The sequence below is a fragment of the Bacteroidota bacterium genome, from assembly GCA_016183775.1.
GTDB lineage: Bacteria > Bacteroidota > Bacteroidia > JABDFU01 > JABDFU01 > JABDFU01.
The window spans coordinates 1-16,656 of the sequence record JACPDY010000156.1; the positions used below are offsets into that span (position 1 = coordinate 1).

Genomic DNA, 16,656 nt, shown 5'->3' on the forward strand with positions numbered 1-16,656 from the left:
GCTGGGATAATTCCTTCACACTCTCTTTGATGTGTATTGTTTTTGCGAATGACATATTGTTATATTTATAGTTTAGTCCAAATATAATAAAAAAATCTATTCTGCAAATATTGGACTTAATTTTATTTATAATTGGTATAAGGTAATTGTAAAGCAGGGAAGGAACTTTGAACCCTTACATCAATCCATTCATTATATAAAAAATAATCGCAGCAAGTGCAGCCGAAACGGGAATTGTAAGCACCCATGCCCAGACAAGGTTAATTGTCACTCCCCATTTAATGGCAGATGTACGTTTAGCAACCCCGGCCCCTACGATTGAGCCGGTAATAGTATGTGTTGTACTAACAGGTATTTTAAAATACTGAGTAATTAACAAGGTAATTGCTCCTCCCGTTTCAGCACTGAAACCTTCAAATGGGGTAAGTTTTGTTATTTTTTGTCCCATTGTTTTAACAATCCTCCAGCCGCCAAACATAGTACCCAAAGCTATTGCGCTGTAACAGGCTATCGGCACCCATCCCGGTATATGTTTAATATCGCTTATCATTCCGTTTGAAAGCAACGCGGCAGCGATGATCCCGATCACTTTTTGCGCGTCGTTACCTCCATGGCCAAGGCTATAAGCAGCGGATGACACAAGCTGGAGCCTCCTGAATACCGTATCTACTTTGGATGGTCTCATCCGCTTGCAAATATTTATAGTAATTATATTAATTATAATTGTGATCAACATTCCTATTACCGGTGCTAAAACAATAAAGTATATTACCGGCATAACCTTTCCCCAATGAATTGCACTAAAGCCGCCCGCATTTGCAATTCCCGCACCGGCAAACCCTCCGATGAGTGTATGCGATGAGCTGGAAGGTATCCCCCACCACCAGGTAAGCAGGTTCCAGATGATCGAAGCAACAAGACCGGCACAAACAACAATTAATGTTACGAATTCGGGTTTCACTGTTTTTGAAACCGTATCCGCGACCTTTAATTCAAATATCCAGTAAGCAACCAGATTAAATGCTGCAGCCCATATTACAGCGGTAAGGGGAGAAAGCACTTTTGTAGATACCACTGTAGCAATTGAGTTAGCGGCATCGTGAAACCCGTTGATGAAATCGAAAACGAGCGCGAGAATGATTACGATTATAAGAAGGTTCATGATCGTCAGTTGTTGGTTGTCAGCTATCAGTTGTCAGTTGTGGCTATCCAAACAACTAACAACTGACAACCGATAACTTTCTTATGCGTTTTTAACAATAATTGATTCTAACACATTCGCTGCGTCTTCGCATTTGTCCGTCGCAGTTTCAAGTGCAGCCAATACTTCTTTTATTTTAATAATAGCAATTGCGTCTTTCTCATTCTCAAATAAACTGGCAATAGCAGTATTAAACACATCATCCGCGTGATTTTCGATACTGTTAATGCGGACACATGCTTCTTTTATTTTGTGAATATTTTTTTTATTCCCCAGTTCCGAAACAGCGGTATGCAGTTCCCTGGAAGATGTTTCAATTAATTCGGCCAGCTTAATGATCGCCGGCGACATCGTTTCAATTTTGTATAACTCAATGCGCTTGGCGGATCCATGAATAAAATCGGCTATGTCATCGATGGAACTTACAAGTTCGTGAATGTCTTCCCTATCAAACGGCGTAATGAAATTGGCACTGAGCTCATTGAATATTTCGTGTGTGACATTATCACCCACATGCTCCATACGTTCAATTTCTTTTATTAACGTACGCCGTTGATTTGCATCAACGGAATTGACCATTTGAACCAGTGTATTGGAAATAACAACCAGGTTTTGGGTAGCTTTTTCAAAAAGCGGGAAAAACGTTTTGTCCTTAGGAACAAAAAGCTGTAACACATTGCTGAAGCTCATAATTTTAATATTAATTTAACATTGGCAAATGTAAGAGTAAACAGTAAGCCAATGTTAAGTTAATGTTAAGCAAATTTGCAAACTGCTAACCGCCAGGAATGCTCTTTTCAAATCAAAACTTCAGATCGTGAAGCTGAGCAAATAACATATTGATATTCACGTATTTGTTTTATTATTAAGGCCTATCGTGATCTGCTCTTTTTGAAAATACTGGATATTATTTGTATTTTCGCAACAAGTTGATTCAACAATTTTTGAAACACGCGGTTACATATATCTTAATTTCAATCGTTTCACTGGCCTGCAGCTATGAAACAATTGAATATTTTTCAAAAACTGTGGTTGATTACCATTTTACTATAATTGATGACTTTCAGGACGAAGGGAAAAACACGGAATCTGAAAATTCGAATGAAAAAAATGAAAAAGCAGACCTTTCTGATGATCTTTATCATAGCGATAAATATGCTAACGAGCTGATCTCGGCTCATACAGAACATAAAGGCCTGGTATCTGACCGGCACAACCCCTTTTCCCCATCAGATCATAGCAAGGAAGTTTACTCACCACCCGAAATACTGTAGCCGGTATTTCAGCATCTCAGGGCATTTACCCTTGAAGTTTACCTGTAATTTTTATTCAAATCGATTCTCATTGATGTTGATCTGTTTTGGACCTAACCAATGATCATATTGTTTATTTTATGGATACTGAAAACAAAAAAATAAAAGGTCTGTCTTTTAAATACCTTAAAAATGATCTGCCGGCCGGCCTGGTGGTATTTCTCGTAGCATTACCACTTTGTTTAGGCATTGCACTGGCATCAGGCGCTCCTTTATTTTCAGGGATCATTGCAGGAATGGTCGGCGGCATTGTTGTAGCGTTTGCGAGCGGTTCATCCCTGAGTGTCAGTGGCCCTGCTGCCGGACTTACAGTAATTGTACTGAATGCTATCACTCAGCTGGGAAGTTACGAGGTCTTTTTATCCGCCGTTGTTTTGGCAGGATTGATCCAGATAATACTGGGCTTTTTAAAGGCCGGAATTATCGGGTACTACTTCCCTTCAAGTGTTATTAAAGGAATGTTGGCCGCTATCGGTATTATTTTAATACTAAAACAATTCCCTCATGCAATAGGATACGACAAAAATAACGAAGGAGATTTTGATTTTATTCAAACTGACGGACAAAATACATTTTCGGAAATTTTCAACGCCATCAATTATATTCATCCCGGCGCGATAATCATCGCCGCGATTTCACTTTTTATCCTGATAATTTGGGAGCGACCCTTTTTGAAAAAATTCGCCTTTTTTAAAATTGTCCCAGGTGCATTATTAGTGGTCGTAATCGGCATTGTTATTAATGAATTATTTAAAATAAACAATTCTGCGCTTCAGTTATCCGGCGATAAACTGGTACAATTGCCCGTAGCAACTTCCGCAACAGGATTCATAAATCAATTTACACTACCTGATTTTTCAGCGTTTAAGAATTACAATGTATATGTAGTGGCTGTTACTATAGCGATCATCGCCAGCCTGGAATCACTCCTCAGCATTGAGGCTGCTGACAAGCTGGATCCGTATAAGCGGGTTACCCCGACCAGTCGTGAATTAAAAGCGCAGGGGCTGGGTAATTTTATTTCGGGATTAATAGGAGGTTTGCCTTTAACAGCAGTTATTGTCCGCAGCTCTGCGAATATCAATGCGGGAGGTAAAACCAAATTATCTGCCATAATTCACGGTCTGCTTTTATTACTTAGCGTGATCGGCCTTGCTTCAGTTCTTAACAAAATACCACTTGCCTGTTTGGCGGCGTTGTTGCTGGTTGTTGGCTATAAACTCGCTAAGGTTTCACTGTTTCAATCCATGTACAGGCTAGGCTGGAACCAATTTTTGCCATTTATTATTACAGTTGTTGCCATTCAGTTTTCTGACCTGTTAAAAGGAATAGGAATTGGCATGGTTGTTTCTGTTTTCTTCATTCTGCGCAGTAATTATAAGCGGGCCTATTTCTATCATAAGGAGAAACAAGGTGAAGAAGAAAGGATCAGGATCGAACTGGCTGAGGATGTTACATTCCTCAACAAAGGCAGCATTGCGCTTACACTTGATCAATTACCCGATAATTCTAATGTAGTGATTGACGGCACAAGATCGCACAATATTGATCTCGACGTACTTGAGATCATTCACAATTTTAAAAGCAATGTGGAATTAAAAAACATAAAACTGGAGTTGAAAAATATTCCCGACTTCAACGGGGTTGCAGGACATTAAAAAACTGAACAAAATGCCGGTTGAAATTATTGATACAGAAAAAAAACTGAACAAATCTTTAAATATGTCTGTTCCGCAAGGTCATACAACGAATTCCACATTTAAAAATATCCGGGACTGTTCATTTGACGAAAACCATACGTTACATGAATTGAAACACTATTTGCCTTCACAAACTCCGCTGAAAGATTTTATTCACCACAACTCTCTCCATGCATTTCAAAATCTAAAATTTTATGAAGCCATTTTTAAGTCTTCCGGAATATTCGGGTACCAGGTTACTCTCCAACTGAGTGAATACAGGGAATTGTACAAAACAGGACGAATAAAAAATGATATTCTTGAAAGAATTATCACTCAACAAAAAGGACCTGAAAATGCAGAAAAGTGGAAGCAAAACTTAATCTCAAAAGAATATAATACATGTAATTCGCCGAAAATCGGATCATTGAGGTCGAACTGGAAAAGTCAATATAAAATTGACCTTGATTCCTTTGTTCAGCCCCTTCTATTCCGGATTCTTTGCAGCTATCTTGACCAGGGTATTTCCATATGGAATTTCCCTTCCGACAACAAAGGTTTTCTTTCTTCAATAAAAGAATTGGAGAAAAACAGTTTTGCCAGTTTCTTTAAAACAAAAAGAGCCAAAGACCTTCTGTTAAGCGAAGACCACAGCGTTAAAAGTCTGCTCAAAATCATTGTTGGGAACGAATCCTTTTATGAGCAATATTTGTTCGATCAGCAGTTCAGTCATCATGGGTGGTCGGGCATTGTATCTGCAATAGAGGACCTCCCCCATTCGCTGCTTGATCGTAAAAATATTACACTTTATGATCTCATCGTATTCGAACTGCTGCTTGAAATTGACGCGCTTGACAGCCAATTGGGAAAAAACTGGGAACCGATTTGTAACAACCTGCAAAATGAACCTGCGGAATTATTTGCCGAAACTCCGCTTACAGAATTAAATGAGGTTTTTATACTATGGCAGGACGCTTTTGAATGGAGTTATTACGATGAAGTGCTTGCAGGGATTTTATCGGAAAAAAAAAGAACCCCGACAGCTCCTGCTAATAAGTCTTTCCAGGCTATGTTCTGTATTGATGAACGGGAATGTTCACTGCGGCGACATATTGAAAATATTGATCCCGCCTGCGAAACATATGGCACCCCTGGATTTTTCGGGGTTGAATTTTATTTCCAACCCGAAAATGGAAAATTTTATGACAAGCTTTGTCCCGCCCCGGTAACTCCAAAATACCTTGTCAAAGAATATGAAGTGAAAGAAAAAAGGAAGCATGAATTATTGTACACCAATAAAACGCATACACTCCTGACGGGTTTTGTTATTGCCATCTGCCTTGGCATTTGGGCAGGTGTTCAGCTATTCCTGAATATATTCAGGCCAAAGATGAGTCCCGCGATTTCGAATGCATTTACTCACATGCATAAAAATTCAAAACTCATCATTGAAAATAAAAATACAGGGGATCGCGAAAATGATCTGCAGGTAGGATTTACCGTCGAAGAAATGGCGGCAAGGGTTGAAGGTCTTTTACGTGGGATCGGGTTGATCAAAGATTTTGCCCCGATCATTTATGCTGTTGCACATGGTTCAAGCAGTGCTAATAATCCGCACCATGGCGCGCACGACTGCGGCGCCTGCAGCGGAAGACCCGGATCGGTAAATGCAAAAGTGTTTTCTTTTATGGCTAACCATCCTGAGGTAAGAGAGCTGTTGCGGAAGCGGGGGATTGATATACCGGGCGAGACACAATTTGTAGGAAGTTTGCATGACACCGCAGGTGATGAAATGGAGTTCTACGATGAGCAAGTGCTGAACGATACGAACGCGAAAAACCACAAAAAAAACAAACTCGCATTTGAAAGAGCGTTGGACCTGAATGCCAAAGAAAGATCCAGGAGATTTGCCTCTATCAATACGAAAAATAAATTGCAGGTAGTGCGTAAGGCTATTAAGGACAGGTCTGTTTCATTGTTTGAGCCACGGCCGGAACTCGGACACGGAACCAACTCTCTTTGTATTGTGGGAAGCAGGAACATTACGAAGAACCTGTTTTTAGACAGGCGCGCATTTCTGAATTCTTACGATTACAAAACTGATCCTGAAGGTAAAATTCTATCAGGTGTTATGAAGCCACTCGGGCCTGTTTGCGGCGGCATTAATCTTGAATATTATTTTTCAAGAGTGGATAATCATAAGGTCGGCGCGGGAACCAAGCTGCCACACAATGTGATGGGACTAATTGGTGTTGCCAACAGCAGTGATGGCGACCTGAGGGCCGGCCTTCCGTTACAAATGATCGAAGTTCATGATCCTGTCCGTTTATTGATCATTGTTGAACATTTCCCTGCGGTGGTTTTAAAAACAATTCAAGCCGTTCCGGAAATGTATGAATGGTTTATAAACGACTGGGTTCATTTAATTGTTATCGATCCGGAAACCAATAAGTTCAACTACTTTAAAAATGGAGTATTCACAGAGTACATTCCGCTTACAAAAGAAACAGGTGTTGTTAAAGAAATGAATACCCTGATAGAATCGGCCAATGAAATGGAAACCAATTACATTGTAGATGCCACAAAAGAAAATTTGCCCGTTTATTCATTAAAATAAATATTTTATGCCGGAGTTATTACAGCTTTTTATATGGATCCCCTTATTGGGTTTTATAGCCAGCCTGTTCATCCCAAAAAAAAACGAATCCGTTATATCGTTTATTACTATTTCAACTTTGGGGATACATTTATTGGGAATTTTGCTTTTTATAACATATTGGGCAATAAATCATTTTCCAATATTGGATATAAAACATATCACCATTTTTCAGACAGAAAATATTGAAATTTTTATTGATTATTATTTCGATAAGGTAACCGCTGTATTCACAGCTATAGGCTCATTTCTTGCTTTTCTGGTAGCTATTTTCAGCCGCTATTATATGCACAGGGAGGAAGGTTATAAACGCTTTTTCAGTACAGTGCTTCTGTTCTTTTTGGGATACAATCTCATCATCATTTCAGGAAATTTTGAGACCATGTTTGTCGGATGGGAACTTTTGGGGGTATGTTCATTTTTACTTATTGCATTTTACAGGGACCGGTATCTGCCGGTAAAAAACGCTTTAAAAGTTATTTCCTTTTATCGCTTCAGTGATATATGCCTGATACTTGCCATGTGGATGAGTCATCACTTATGGCATGAAAACATTACCTTTTTAAAACTTAACGATCTGCCATTAGTGGAAGAACACCTGCGGGAACATAATTGGTATGGTGTTTTTATTTCACTAATGATCATAATTGCGGCGGCGATTAAATCCGCGCAGCTCCCCTTCTCTTCCTGGCTGCCCAGAGCCATGGAGGGGCCAACCACTTCCAGCGCCATTTTTTATGGCTCGCTTTCTGTTCACATAGGTGTTTTTCTTTTACTGCGGACTTTCCCTTATTGGGAAAGCCTCAGCACTATTAAAGCGCTAGTGATCATAACAGGTATCTCAACAAGTATTATCGCGACGAGCACCGCGAGGGTTCAATCAACCGTTAAAACACAAATTGCATATTCCTCCATCGCGCAGATCGGATTGATCTTTGTTGAGGTCGCACTCGGCTTTCATGGTCTTGCCTTGCTGCATTTTACCGGGAATGCCCTTTTAAGAACCTACCAGCTGCTGGTCTCCCCTTCCGTGTTAAGTTATCTGACACATGATATGGTTTTCAACTTTATACCTAAAAAGAGCAATGGCAATAATTCCGTCTTTAGTTATATAAAAAATTCGTTTTATATTTTATCAGTAAAAGAATGGAACCTGGATCATTTACAAACCCGTATTTTATGGAATCCTTTTAAATGGATAGGAAAAAAACTACACTTTCTCACCCATCAGATATCTCTTATTCTATTAACTGTCATTTACATGATGGGGGTATATCTTGATCTCATCCAGGAAAAAATTCCGATCGACTTATTTGAGCTTTTGCCATTCCTGTATTCTTTTCTTGGCTTACTGTTAATATTAAAGGCCTTTGCAGAAAGCGGAAGTGCTATCCGGGCCTGGCTCTTTGTCATAGCGGGTCAATTATTTATCACCCTTGCCATTGTATTGTTAAATGAAAACTTCGGACAAAACCATATTCTCATTTACTTAAGCGGCTCTGTTATTTCTGCTATAGCGGGGTACATTTGTTTAAAAAAAATAAAAGCGATAGATAATAACATTGACCTGAACCGATTTCATGGCTATACGTACGAGCAGCCAAAACTTGGTTTTATTTTCCTGCTTTCCTGTTTGGGTTTGATCGGGTTACCTCTTACTCCTACGTTCATAGGCATCGATCTTTTGTTTAGTCATATTCATAAACACCAGGAAATATTAATAATTTTTACATCCCTGAGTTTTGTGTTTTTAGAATTGTCCATTTTGAGGATCTATGCCCGCATTTTTCTTGGCCAACATAAGAAGGCCTATCACCCAATCGCTTACAGATCATCCTAAAAAAAAATCGAAAACATGACAACCGCAAAATCCGGGAATGATATTCCGGCAAGTATAGTTGTTTTTCTGGTGGCACTGCCGCTTTCATTGGGGGTGGCTTTGGCTTCCGGCGCGCCTTTGATATCGGGAGTGATTTCCGGGATCATCGGAGGAATAGTTGTTGGCCTTTTAAGCGGCTCACAAACAAGCGTAAGCGGCCCGGCTGCCGGACTTACCGTAATTGTCCTGGGCTGCATCACTCAGTTAAGTTTTGACGTGTTTCTTATTGCTGTTCTATTATCCGGTATAATTCAGATCATTATGGGGGTCTTGAAGACCGGAATGATAGCCAGTTATGTTCCTTCAAACGTTATTAAAGGTTTATTAGCGGCCATAGGTATTATACTTATTTTTAAGCAACTACCTCATGCTGTGGGGTATGATATAGATGCCGAAGAAGATTTTTCATTTTTACAACGTGACAATGAAAATACCTTTTCTGAACTCCTGAAAATGGTAAACTACATTACCCCCGGAGCAATCGTTATCAGCACAGTATCGGTTATCATTTTATTTTATTGGGATAAAACTCCTTTAAAAAAATTAAAAAATGTTCCGGCCTCTCTTTTTATAGTGATCCTGGGAGTAGCGCTCAACTATCTTTTTATTAACTTTTTCCCATACCTGAGTATAGAATCGTCTCACCTGGTTAATATCCCTCAACTCAATATCGACAACCCACAGTCATACCTTCATCTCCCCAACCTTGAACATATAAAAGATTATCGCGTTATAACTGCCGCCTTCACAATTGCCGCTGTAGGGTCATTGGAAACTCTTTTAAACATTGAAGCCGTTGATAGAATAGACCCTCATAAAAGAGAATCTCCCCCTAACCGTGAATTGGTTGCGCAAGGTGTTGGCAATATGATGGCAGGGCTTTGGGGAGGGATCCCTATAACATCTATTATTGTACGAAGCTCGGTAAATATTAACGCCGGAAACGAAACAAAACTATCGGCAGTTCTGCATGGTGTGTTTATGCTCATAAGTGTATTGACATTAACTCACGTATTAAATCTGATACCGCTGGCATCACTGGCCGCTATACTCTTAATAACCGGCTATAAACTTACAAAGGTGCCCTTGTTTAAAGAAATGTACCGGAAAGGCTGGCATCAATTCATTCCATTTGTCGTTACAATTATTGCCATTGTTTTCACCGATCTGTTGGTTGGAGTTTTGATCGGACTTACAGTCAGTGTTTTCTATTTAATGCACAGCAATTACAAGAATCCGTTCACAATGGATAAGGATAAATTACATATCGGCGAAGTGGTACGATTAGAATTAGCTGATCAGGTTTCATTTCTTAATAAACCCTCCATTAAAGATACGCTATGGCAAGTGCCCGAAAATTCAAAAGTGATTATTGATGCGACTTATTCCGACTTTATTGACAACGATGTTTTAGAAATAATACACGATTATAAGACCACGGTAGCTCCTGAACGAAATATTCAATTAAATATATTGGGTCTAAAGGAAAAATACGAATTATCCGATCATATACAATTCGTAAATGTTCTCGATAAAAAAACTCAGCAAAATCTATCACCTGCCGAAATTTTAAACTTACTGAAAGCCGGCAATGAACGATTTATAAACGGCAAATGGAATGAAAAATATTTCCGTCACCAGGTAAATGCCACATCCATGGGGCAAAACCCAATGGCGGTAATTATCAGCTGTATAGATTCAAGAACCTCACCCGAAATAATTTTTGATGCAGGGATCGGGGATCTGCTTATTATCCGGATTGCAGGAAACATCATTAGCCCCGAAATTATCGGGAGCATTGAGCTCTCTGTCAAAAAAATAGGCGCGAAATTAATCCTGGTAATGGGACATTCGAATTGTGGCGCCGTAAATGGGGCTATTCAACAAATACGTGAAGGCAATATAGGAACAGTAACATCCAAAATAGATAAAGCAATTGCAAAATGCGGACACAAGCATTCAGAAATAGACACAAATAACATTCACATTATAAAAGAAATAACGTGGATGAATGTTGAAAATTCCATTTCGGAAATACTGGAACAAAGCAGTTATCTGAAAAACCGGTTTTTAAACAATGAGATAGGGATCGTATCGTCCTATTATGACACCTCTTCCGGAAAAGTATACTACAGCAGATAATTTAGCTAAACAAAATTTAAATTCGGGCTACCACTTTCCATCAATGATAGTCTCCCTGATCACTCATTATAATGCCCCTTGCTTTCTCAGCCAGGTATAACATTTCAACAGCTATCTGCTTATTCAGATCGGAATATTTTGATTTTTCCTGCGGGGTTTTCTCAAACACTGTAGGACTCTGATAGGGCAAGTTCATTGCATCCGAACTCAAACTGCTTACCGGTTCGCCCGCGAAACATATACTTACCACAACACTATTACTTGTATCTATTGTTCCCGATATTGTCTTTGGATAAATGCCATGCTTCTGGTATTGTTCGCTGATATAAAATACATAGGCCTTTGGCTTAGTAGTGGACTCCGAGAAGGCAAATCCGGATTTTTTTAAAACAGAAATGACCTCCGGATAGACCTCTGAAACAGTATCTCCATATGAAAATGCCATCTTATTAAAAATACCATAATAATAAAAAGCGGTTTGCATCCACGTTTGAAGAAACTGCGTACGCCTGGTATTAGTGCGGCATGTAAAAATGATATTTCTTTTGTGCGCGATTTCATCTGCCAGTTTGTCTAATATTTCCTTTCTACCGGCCGGAATAGCGAAGTATTCCCTTGTCGCGGTCTCACAAAACCGGTTCAGACTTTTATTGAAGCGCAGCTTTTGTGAGTAAGTAACCACAGTCGCAGTTAAAGCAAATAACATCAATATTCTTTTCATAAACGTGAAACTACAGGCTTTAGGTTTTAGAAATGTTAATTAATCATTAACAAACGATTATGGTATTTCCCAAAAATAATTCACTTTACTAACATTGTATTAATATTTTGATAAGGTTAAAGTTACATCATTGGACTTCCTTTGCATCAATATAATATCCAAATATGCGACTTAAAAAAATATTGCTATTACTGTTTGTTTACTTATCCACAATACATATGTATGGACAAACGGGCAACGAAACCAATAAGCCAAAAAGTGATGCCAAAGGAATTATACAAGGGCAGCTGATCGACAGCAAAACAGGAGAAACATTGCCGGGTGCAATTGTAACCATCGATGGTACTACTATAGCCGCAATAACTGATATAGATGGAAATTTTCATTTAAGAAACGTGTCACCCGGGACATATAAATTAAATTTCAAACTTATTTCATATGCTACAAAAGTGGTGAGCGATATAACAGTTACCGGGAAAGAGGCCAGGGTTGTGAATATTTCACTTGACGCCTCAAGTTCAGAATTGATGGAAATTGTTGTGGAGGCAAAAGTAAACAGGGAATCGAATGTTTCACTTATAATACAACAAAAAAATAACGCGTCTGTTTCAGATGGCATTTCCGCCGAAACGATCAAACGAACCCCCGACAGAACAACCAGTGATGTATTGAAACGTGTTAGCGGAACCACTATCCAGGAAAATAAATTTGCAATTATACGCGGGTTAAATGACCGTTATAATTTCGCGTTGATCAATGGCGCTCCTCTTCCCAGCTCCGAAAGCGACAGGAAAGCATTCGCGTTTGACATTTTTCCGGCCAATACGTTAGATAATATTATTATTGTTAAAACCGGAACCCCCGATATGCCGGGTGAATTCGCCGGAGGAATCATTCAGCTGAATACAAAAAGCATACCTGATGAAAATAAACAAACCGTTTCCATCTCCGGTTCATTTAACTCATTCACAACATTCAAAGAATTTCAAACCTACAAGGGCGGAAAATCAGATTGGATAGGAGTTGACGATGGGACAAGAGCGTTATCGGGATCAATACCAACATCCGCTGGAATGGGCAGTGCAAGTGTTGATGAAAAGGCCAGGCTTGCCAAACATATGAGTTATGACTGGGGTATAATTTCAAAAACTGCAATGCCAAATACAAATTTTCAATATAGCTGTGCGCGAAACACAACCATTTTTGGTAAAGAATTCGGCATACTTGGCGCCCTCACCTACCAGAAAAATTTCAGTACAAACTATACAATACGCAAAGACTTTGAGGGAGAGAACGGGGATATCATAGTTCCTAAAGTTGCTTTAAAAGATACCTCTTATAACGAGAACACTTTATCAAGCGCACTTCTTAATTTTTCATATAAAATTAACCAGAATAACCTGTTGAGTTTTAAAAATTTATACAGCATAAACTCCGACGACAGACTCACTATAAGAGCCGGCGCCAGAGATCTTGATCAGACCGACAAAACATGGGAGCGATCATCCGCCAGGTGGTTTACACAAAATATGTTTTACTCAAACCAACTGAGCGGAGACCACCTTGTTTTTCAGAACAAATGTAAATTCAACTGGAACATTGCATTCAGCAATATCAACCGAACAGTTCCTGCTTTAAGAAAGAATGTATATCAAAAGGTAGCCCAGGAAGAAAGCGATGCCAATACTCCTTACGTAGCTGTTATACAACAAAACGGAGTTTCTACCTTTGGAGGCGGAAATATGTTCTTCTCCGGGTCGGATGAGCAAATGCGCAGCGTAAAATATGATCTATCCATTCCTTCTGATATAACAAAATGGGGTATTAAAAACACCATTAAAATAGGTGCCTACCATCAACTCAGGGATCGCGATTTTACTGTCCGGAGCTTTGGATTCTCAAAATACCGGAAAGGCAGCAGCATTAAATTTGTTGACAGCCTGCTGTTGCTGTCCGACAACCAGATCTTCTCTGAGGCTAACCTTGGGCAAATGAACCTCGCGGCACCTTATAACGGAGGATTTAAACTGGAAGAATCCACAAAGATCTCAGATAATTACCAGGCGTCTTCACAATTACATGCGGGTTATTTTATGCTGGATACACGCGTGTTTGAAAAAATCAGGTTAGTGTGGGGCGCAAGGGTCGAATCATACAACCAGGTGTTCAGCTATATTGAGTTTGGAAGCAATTCTTCCAAACACATCGACACCACAGTTATAGACATATTGCCATCTGCCAACGTCATCTATTCATTAAATGAAAAAATGAATCTTCGTTTTGCCTATTACAAAACAGTTTCGAGACCTGAATTCCGTGAGCTGGCACCTTTCTCATTCTACAATTTTATTCTTGACAATATTTGGAACGGCGACCCCACGCTTAAACGTGCCGAAATATATAACTATGATTTCCGGTATGAATGGTATCCATCAGGAGTGCAGATGATCTCCGTCTCAGCCTTTTATAAAGACTTTATTAATCCTATTGAAACCGTTAACAGGCATGCGGTTTCGGGAGCACCAGAATTGTATTTCACCAATATTCCCAAATCAATCAACTACGGTGCGGAGCTGGAATACCGGATCAATCTCGGCATATTCACAAAAAATGATTCCAACATTCTTCTTTCAAATACAAGCCTTTTCTCCAATATCGCTTTTATCAAATCAGAAGTGGATAACAAAAATGTTGTGGGGGCCACCTCCCGACCGCTACAGGGACAATCACCCTATGTTGTCAACGGGGGCATTTCGTTTATGCATCCCAAATATGATTTCAGTATAAGCGTAGCATATAATATAGTCGGAAGACGGATATGGATCGTTGGAAACACACAGGAACCTGATATCTGGGAAAATCCAAGACATGTTTTAGACTTTCAACTGACTAAAACGTTTAAAAAGAAATTCGAAATGAAAATCAATGCGCGCGACCTTCTTGCTCAAAATCAGATTTTCTACCAGGACATTAATAAGAACGGGAAGGCCGACAAGAATACGGACAACTACATGATAGAAACCAGGTACGCTCCTACCTGCTCTGTTTCTCTTTCCTATAAATTTTAATTTCCGTTTACACATTTTTAACATGGCATGTCACCCTGCAATCGGAATTAAACAAAGAGTTTGATCCCCATACAATTCCTCAATATCTATTAATAATGTTTGCTTAATCCTGTATTAATTACAAGGTAACATTGCCTTTACACTTTTGCAGTGTAATTAAAACTGAAAAGAAAATGAAAATGAAAAAAATTTACCTCGCATGTATGAGTGGCTTAATGGTAATCTCCATAAGCGCGCAAACCAAATTCTGGAACAATGTGCCTTACCAGGGCGCCTTTCCCATAACCGACAACACCCCTGCAACGGACTGGACAAGCGGCTGGGCAAACTTCGATCCGGAGAATACGGTTTATCCGGCTATAACCATGACAGTCAGTGCGGATATAACTGCAAATACAACCTGGACCACAGGTAGTATAATATTGCTTCAAAATAAAATATATGTTAAGAACGGCGCTACCCTTACCATTCAACCCGGTGTTATTATCCGCGGCGATAATGCAACCGCGGGAACGCTGATCATTACACAGGGTGCTAAAATCAATGCCCAGGGAACCGCCTCCAATCCCATTGTGTTCACATCTAATGAAGCTATTGGGAACAGGGCCGAAGGCGATTGGGGTGGTGTAATCATTCTTGGCAAAGCTGTTTCTAACCAGGGAACTTCTAATATTGAAGGTCTTGCCGCTACAACTGACACACAATTCGGAGGTTCTGACGACCAGGATTCTTCAGGTGTACTTTCGTATGTGCGAATTGAGTTTCCTGGTGTGGAATTCCAGCCCACTAAAGAAATTAATGGATTAACAATGGGCGCTGTGGGTTCAAAAACACAGATCGATCATATTCAGGTGTCATTTTCCGGTGATGATTCTTATGAATGGTTTGGCGGAACGGTATCTGCAAAGTACCTCATCGCCTTCCGGGGTCTGGATGATGATTTTGATACTGATTTTGGTTTCAGGGGACGCATACAGTTCGGACTGGCCATTCGCGATAAAGATCTTTCCGATGCTGCCGGCGATTCCAATAGCTTTGAATCTGATAATGATGCGAGTGGTTCTAACATGCAGCCTCTTACTGCAGCTGTATTTTCTAATATTACCATTGTTGGCCCTAAGAGGGATGGCTTGACTGCCCTTCCTGTAGGCGAGAAGTTTGAGAAAGCTTTCCGCATCAGGAGAAACAGTTCTGTTTCCATATTTAACTCGCTCATCATTGGTTGGGAAAAAGGATTATCTGTTGAAGGCTCTGCTACCGAAAATAACTTTACAGGTGATACCGCTTATTTTTCAAACAATCTCCTGGTTGATCTCCCTGCAGGGGTTAATGTCGTTACGGCTGCAAGTTCCTTTTACGCTACCTTCTTTGGAAGCGACATGAACGATTCTACTAAAACAAAAACGCAGGTGAATTGGGTGAATCCGTTCCCTTCTAATTTGTACGACAGTCCTGACTTCAGATTAAATACGGGATCTGTAGCGGCAACTGGCGCTGATTTTAACAACATAAAGTTTGCAGGCCAGATAACCTCAGTCAGCAAAGGGAAAGATTCTGAATTTTCGGGAGTATCTGTATATCCTAACCCGGCTCAAAATAATTCCTCACTTACTTTTGAGCTGAACAACCCTTCTATGGTAAACATTTCTTTACATAGTGTTACAGGACAAGAAGTGGTTTCCATACTCAAGAATATTCAGATGCCTGCAGGAGTTCAACAGGTAAATATAAACACAGAGGAGTTTAGTTCTGGAATTTACTTTCTGAATATAACAGTTCTGGAATTAACCAAAACGATAAAACTGGTGGTAAATAAATAACAAACCGCGAAAACAAAAAAAGCCTTTTCATTTCTATGGAGAGGCTTTTTTTATGAGATAAGACCCTCCAGATATTTCCGATAAAGCCTTTGAAATAAATGGCCTGTTTAACACAAATCTGTTTTTTGAAGATTTTCTGCCTATTGATATTATACCTGATCCGATCCAACAATCGAA

At 39.6% G+C, this 16,656-nt stretch carries 10 protein-coding genes; 7 read left to right on the forward strand and 3 right to left on the reverse strand.

The features are described from left to right. Positions 1-175 precede the first annotated feature (175 nt). Together HYU69_17140 and HYU69_17145 are read right to left on the reverse strand one after the other, a co-directional pair. Positions 176-1,162 (reverse strand): inorganic phosphate transporter, encoded by a 987-nt coding sequence (locus HYU69_17140; GenBank protein MBI2272067.1) that lies wholly within the window; start codon positions 1,160-1,162, stop codon positions 176-178. 81 nt (positions 1,163-1,243) lie between these two features. After that, a complete protein-coding gene (locus HYU69_17145) occupies positions 1,244-1,891 on the reverse strand; it encodes a DUF47 domain-containing protein (protein MBI2272068.1) in 648 nt (215 codons plus the stop codon). A 254-nt stretch (positions 1,892-2,145) separates the two neighbouring features. Between HYU69_17145 and HYU69_17150 the strand changes: the two genes are divergently transcribed. The 5 genes from HYU69_17150 to HYU69_17170 all read left to right on the forward strand — a co-directional run bounded on the left by HYU69_17150 (position 2,146) and on the right by HYU69_17170 (position 10,870). Beyond that, the gene (locus HYU69_17150) at positions 2,146-2,475 is read left to right on the forward strand and encodes a hypothetical protein (protein MBI2272069.1); all 330 of its coding nucleotides are present in this window, start codon (positions 2,146-2,148) and stop codon (positions 2,473-2,475) included. Positions 2,476-2,594: 119 nt separating this feature from the next. Continuing rightward, positions 2,595-4,172: a SulP family inorganic anion transporter gene (locus HYU69_17155; protein MBI2272070.1), complete on the forward strand. Its 1,578-nt coding sequence runs from the start codon at positions 2,595-2,597 to the stop codon at positions 4,170-4,172. A 64-nt stretch (positions 4,173-4,236) separates the two neighbouring features. Continuing rightward, positions 4,237-6,810 carry a DUF2309 domain-containing protein gene (locus tag HYU69_17160; GenBank protein MBI2272071.1) on the forward strand — a complete coding sequence of 858 codons (2,574 nt, stop codon included), beginning with the start codon at positions 4,237-4,239 and terminating at the stop codon, positions 6,808-6,810. Positions 6,811-6,817: 7 nt separating this feature from the next. After that, positions 6,818-8,689: a hypothetical protein gene (locus HYU69_17165; protein ID MBI2272072.1), complete on the forward strand. Its 1,872-nt coding sequence runs from the start codon at positions 6,818-6,820 to the stop codon at positions 8,687-8,689. Between the two features lie 15 nt (positions 8,690-8,704). Then, positions 8,705-10,870, forward strand: coding sequence for a bifunctional SulP family inorganic anion transporter/carbonic anhydrase (locus HYU69_17170; GenBank protein ID MBI2272073.1), 2,166 nt, complete (start codon positions 8,705-8,707; stop codon positions 10,868-10,870). 40 nt (positions 10,871-10,910) lie between these two features. Here HYU69_17170 and HYU69_17175 read toward each other — a convergent pair whose 3' ends face one another. Then, entirely contained in the window at positions 10,911-11,591 is a 681-nt protein-coding gene (locus HYU69_17175; GenBank protein ID MBI2272074.1) for a hypothetical protein, read from the reverse strand. Positions 11,592-11,755: 164 nt separating this feature from the next. Here HYU69_17175 and HYU69_17180 point away from each other — a divergent pair, with 164 nt between their 5' ends. Together HYU69_17180 and HYU69_17185 are read left to right on the forward strand one after the other, a co-directional pair. Then, positions 11,756-14,659 (forward strand): carboxypeptidase-like regulatory domain-containing protein, encoded by a 2,904-nt coding sequence (locus tag HYU69_17180; protein MBI2272075.1) that lies wholly within the window; start codon positions 11,756-11,758, stop codon positions 14,657-14,659. 173 nt (positions 14,660-14,832) lie between these two features. Continuing rightward, positions 14,833-16,479, forward strand: coding sequence for a T9SS type A sorting domain-containing protein (locus HYU69_17185; GenBank protein ID MBI2272076.1), 1,647 nt, complete (start codon positions 14,833-14,835; stop codon positions 16,477-16,479). Positions 16,480-16,656: the final 177 nt, after the last annotated feature.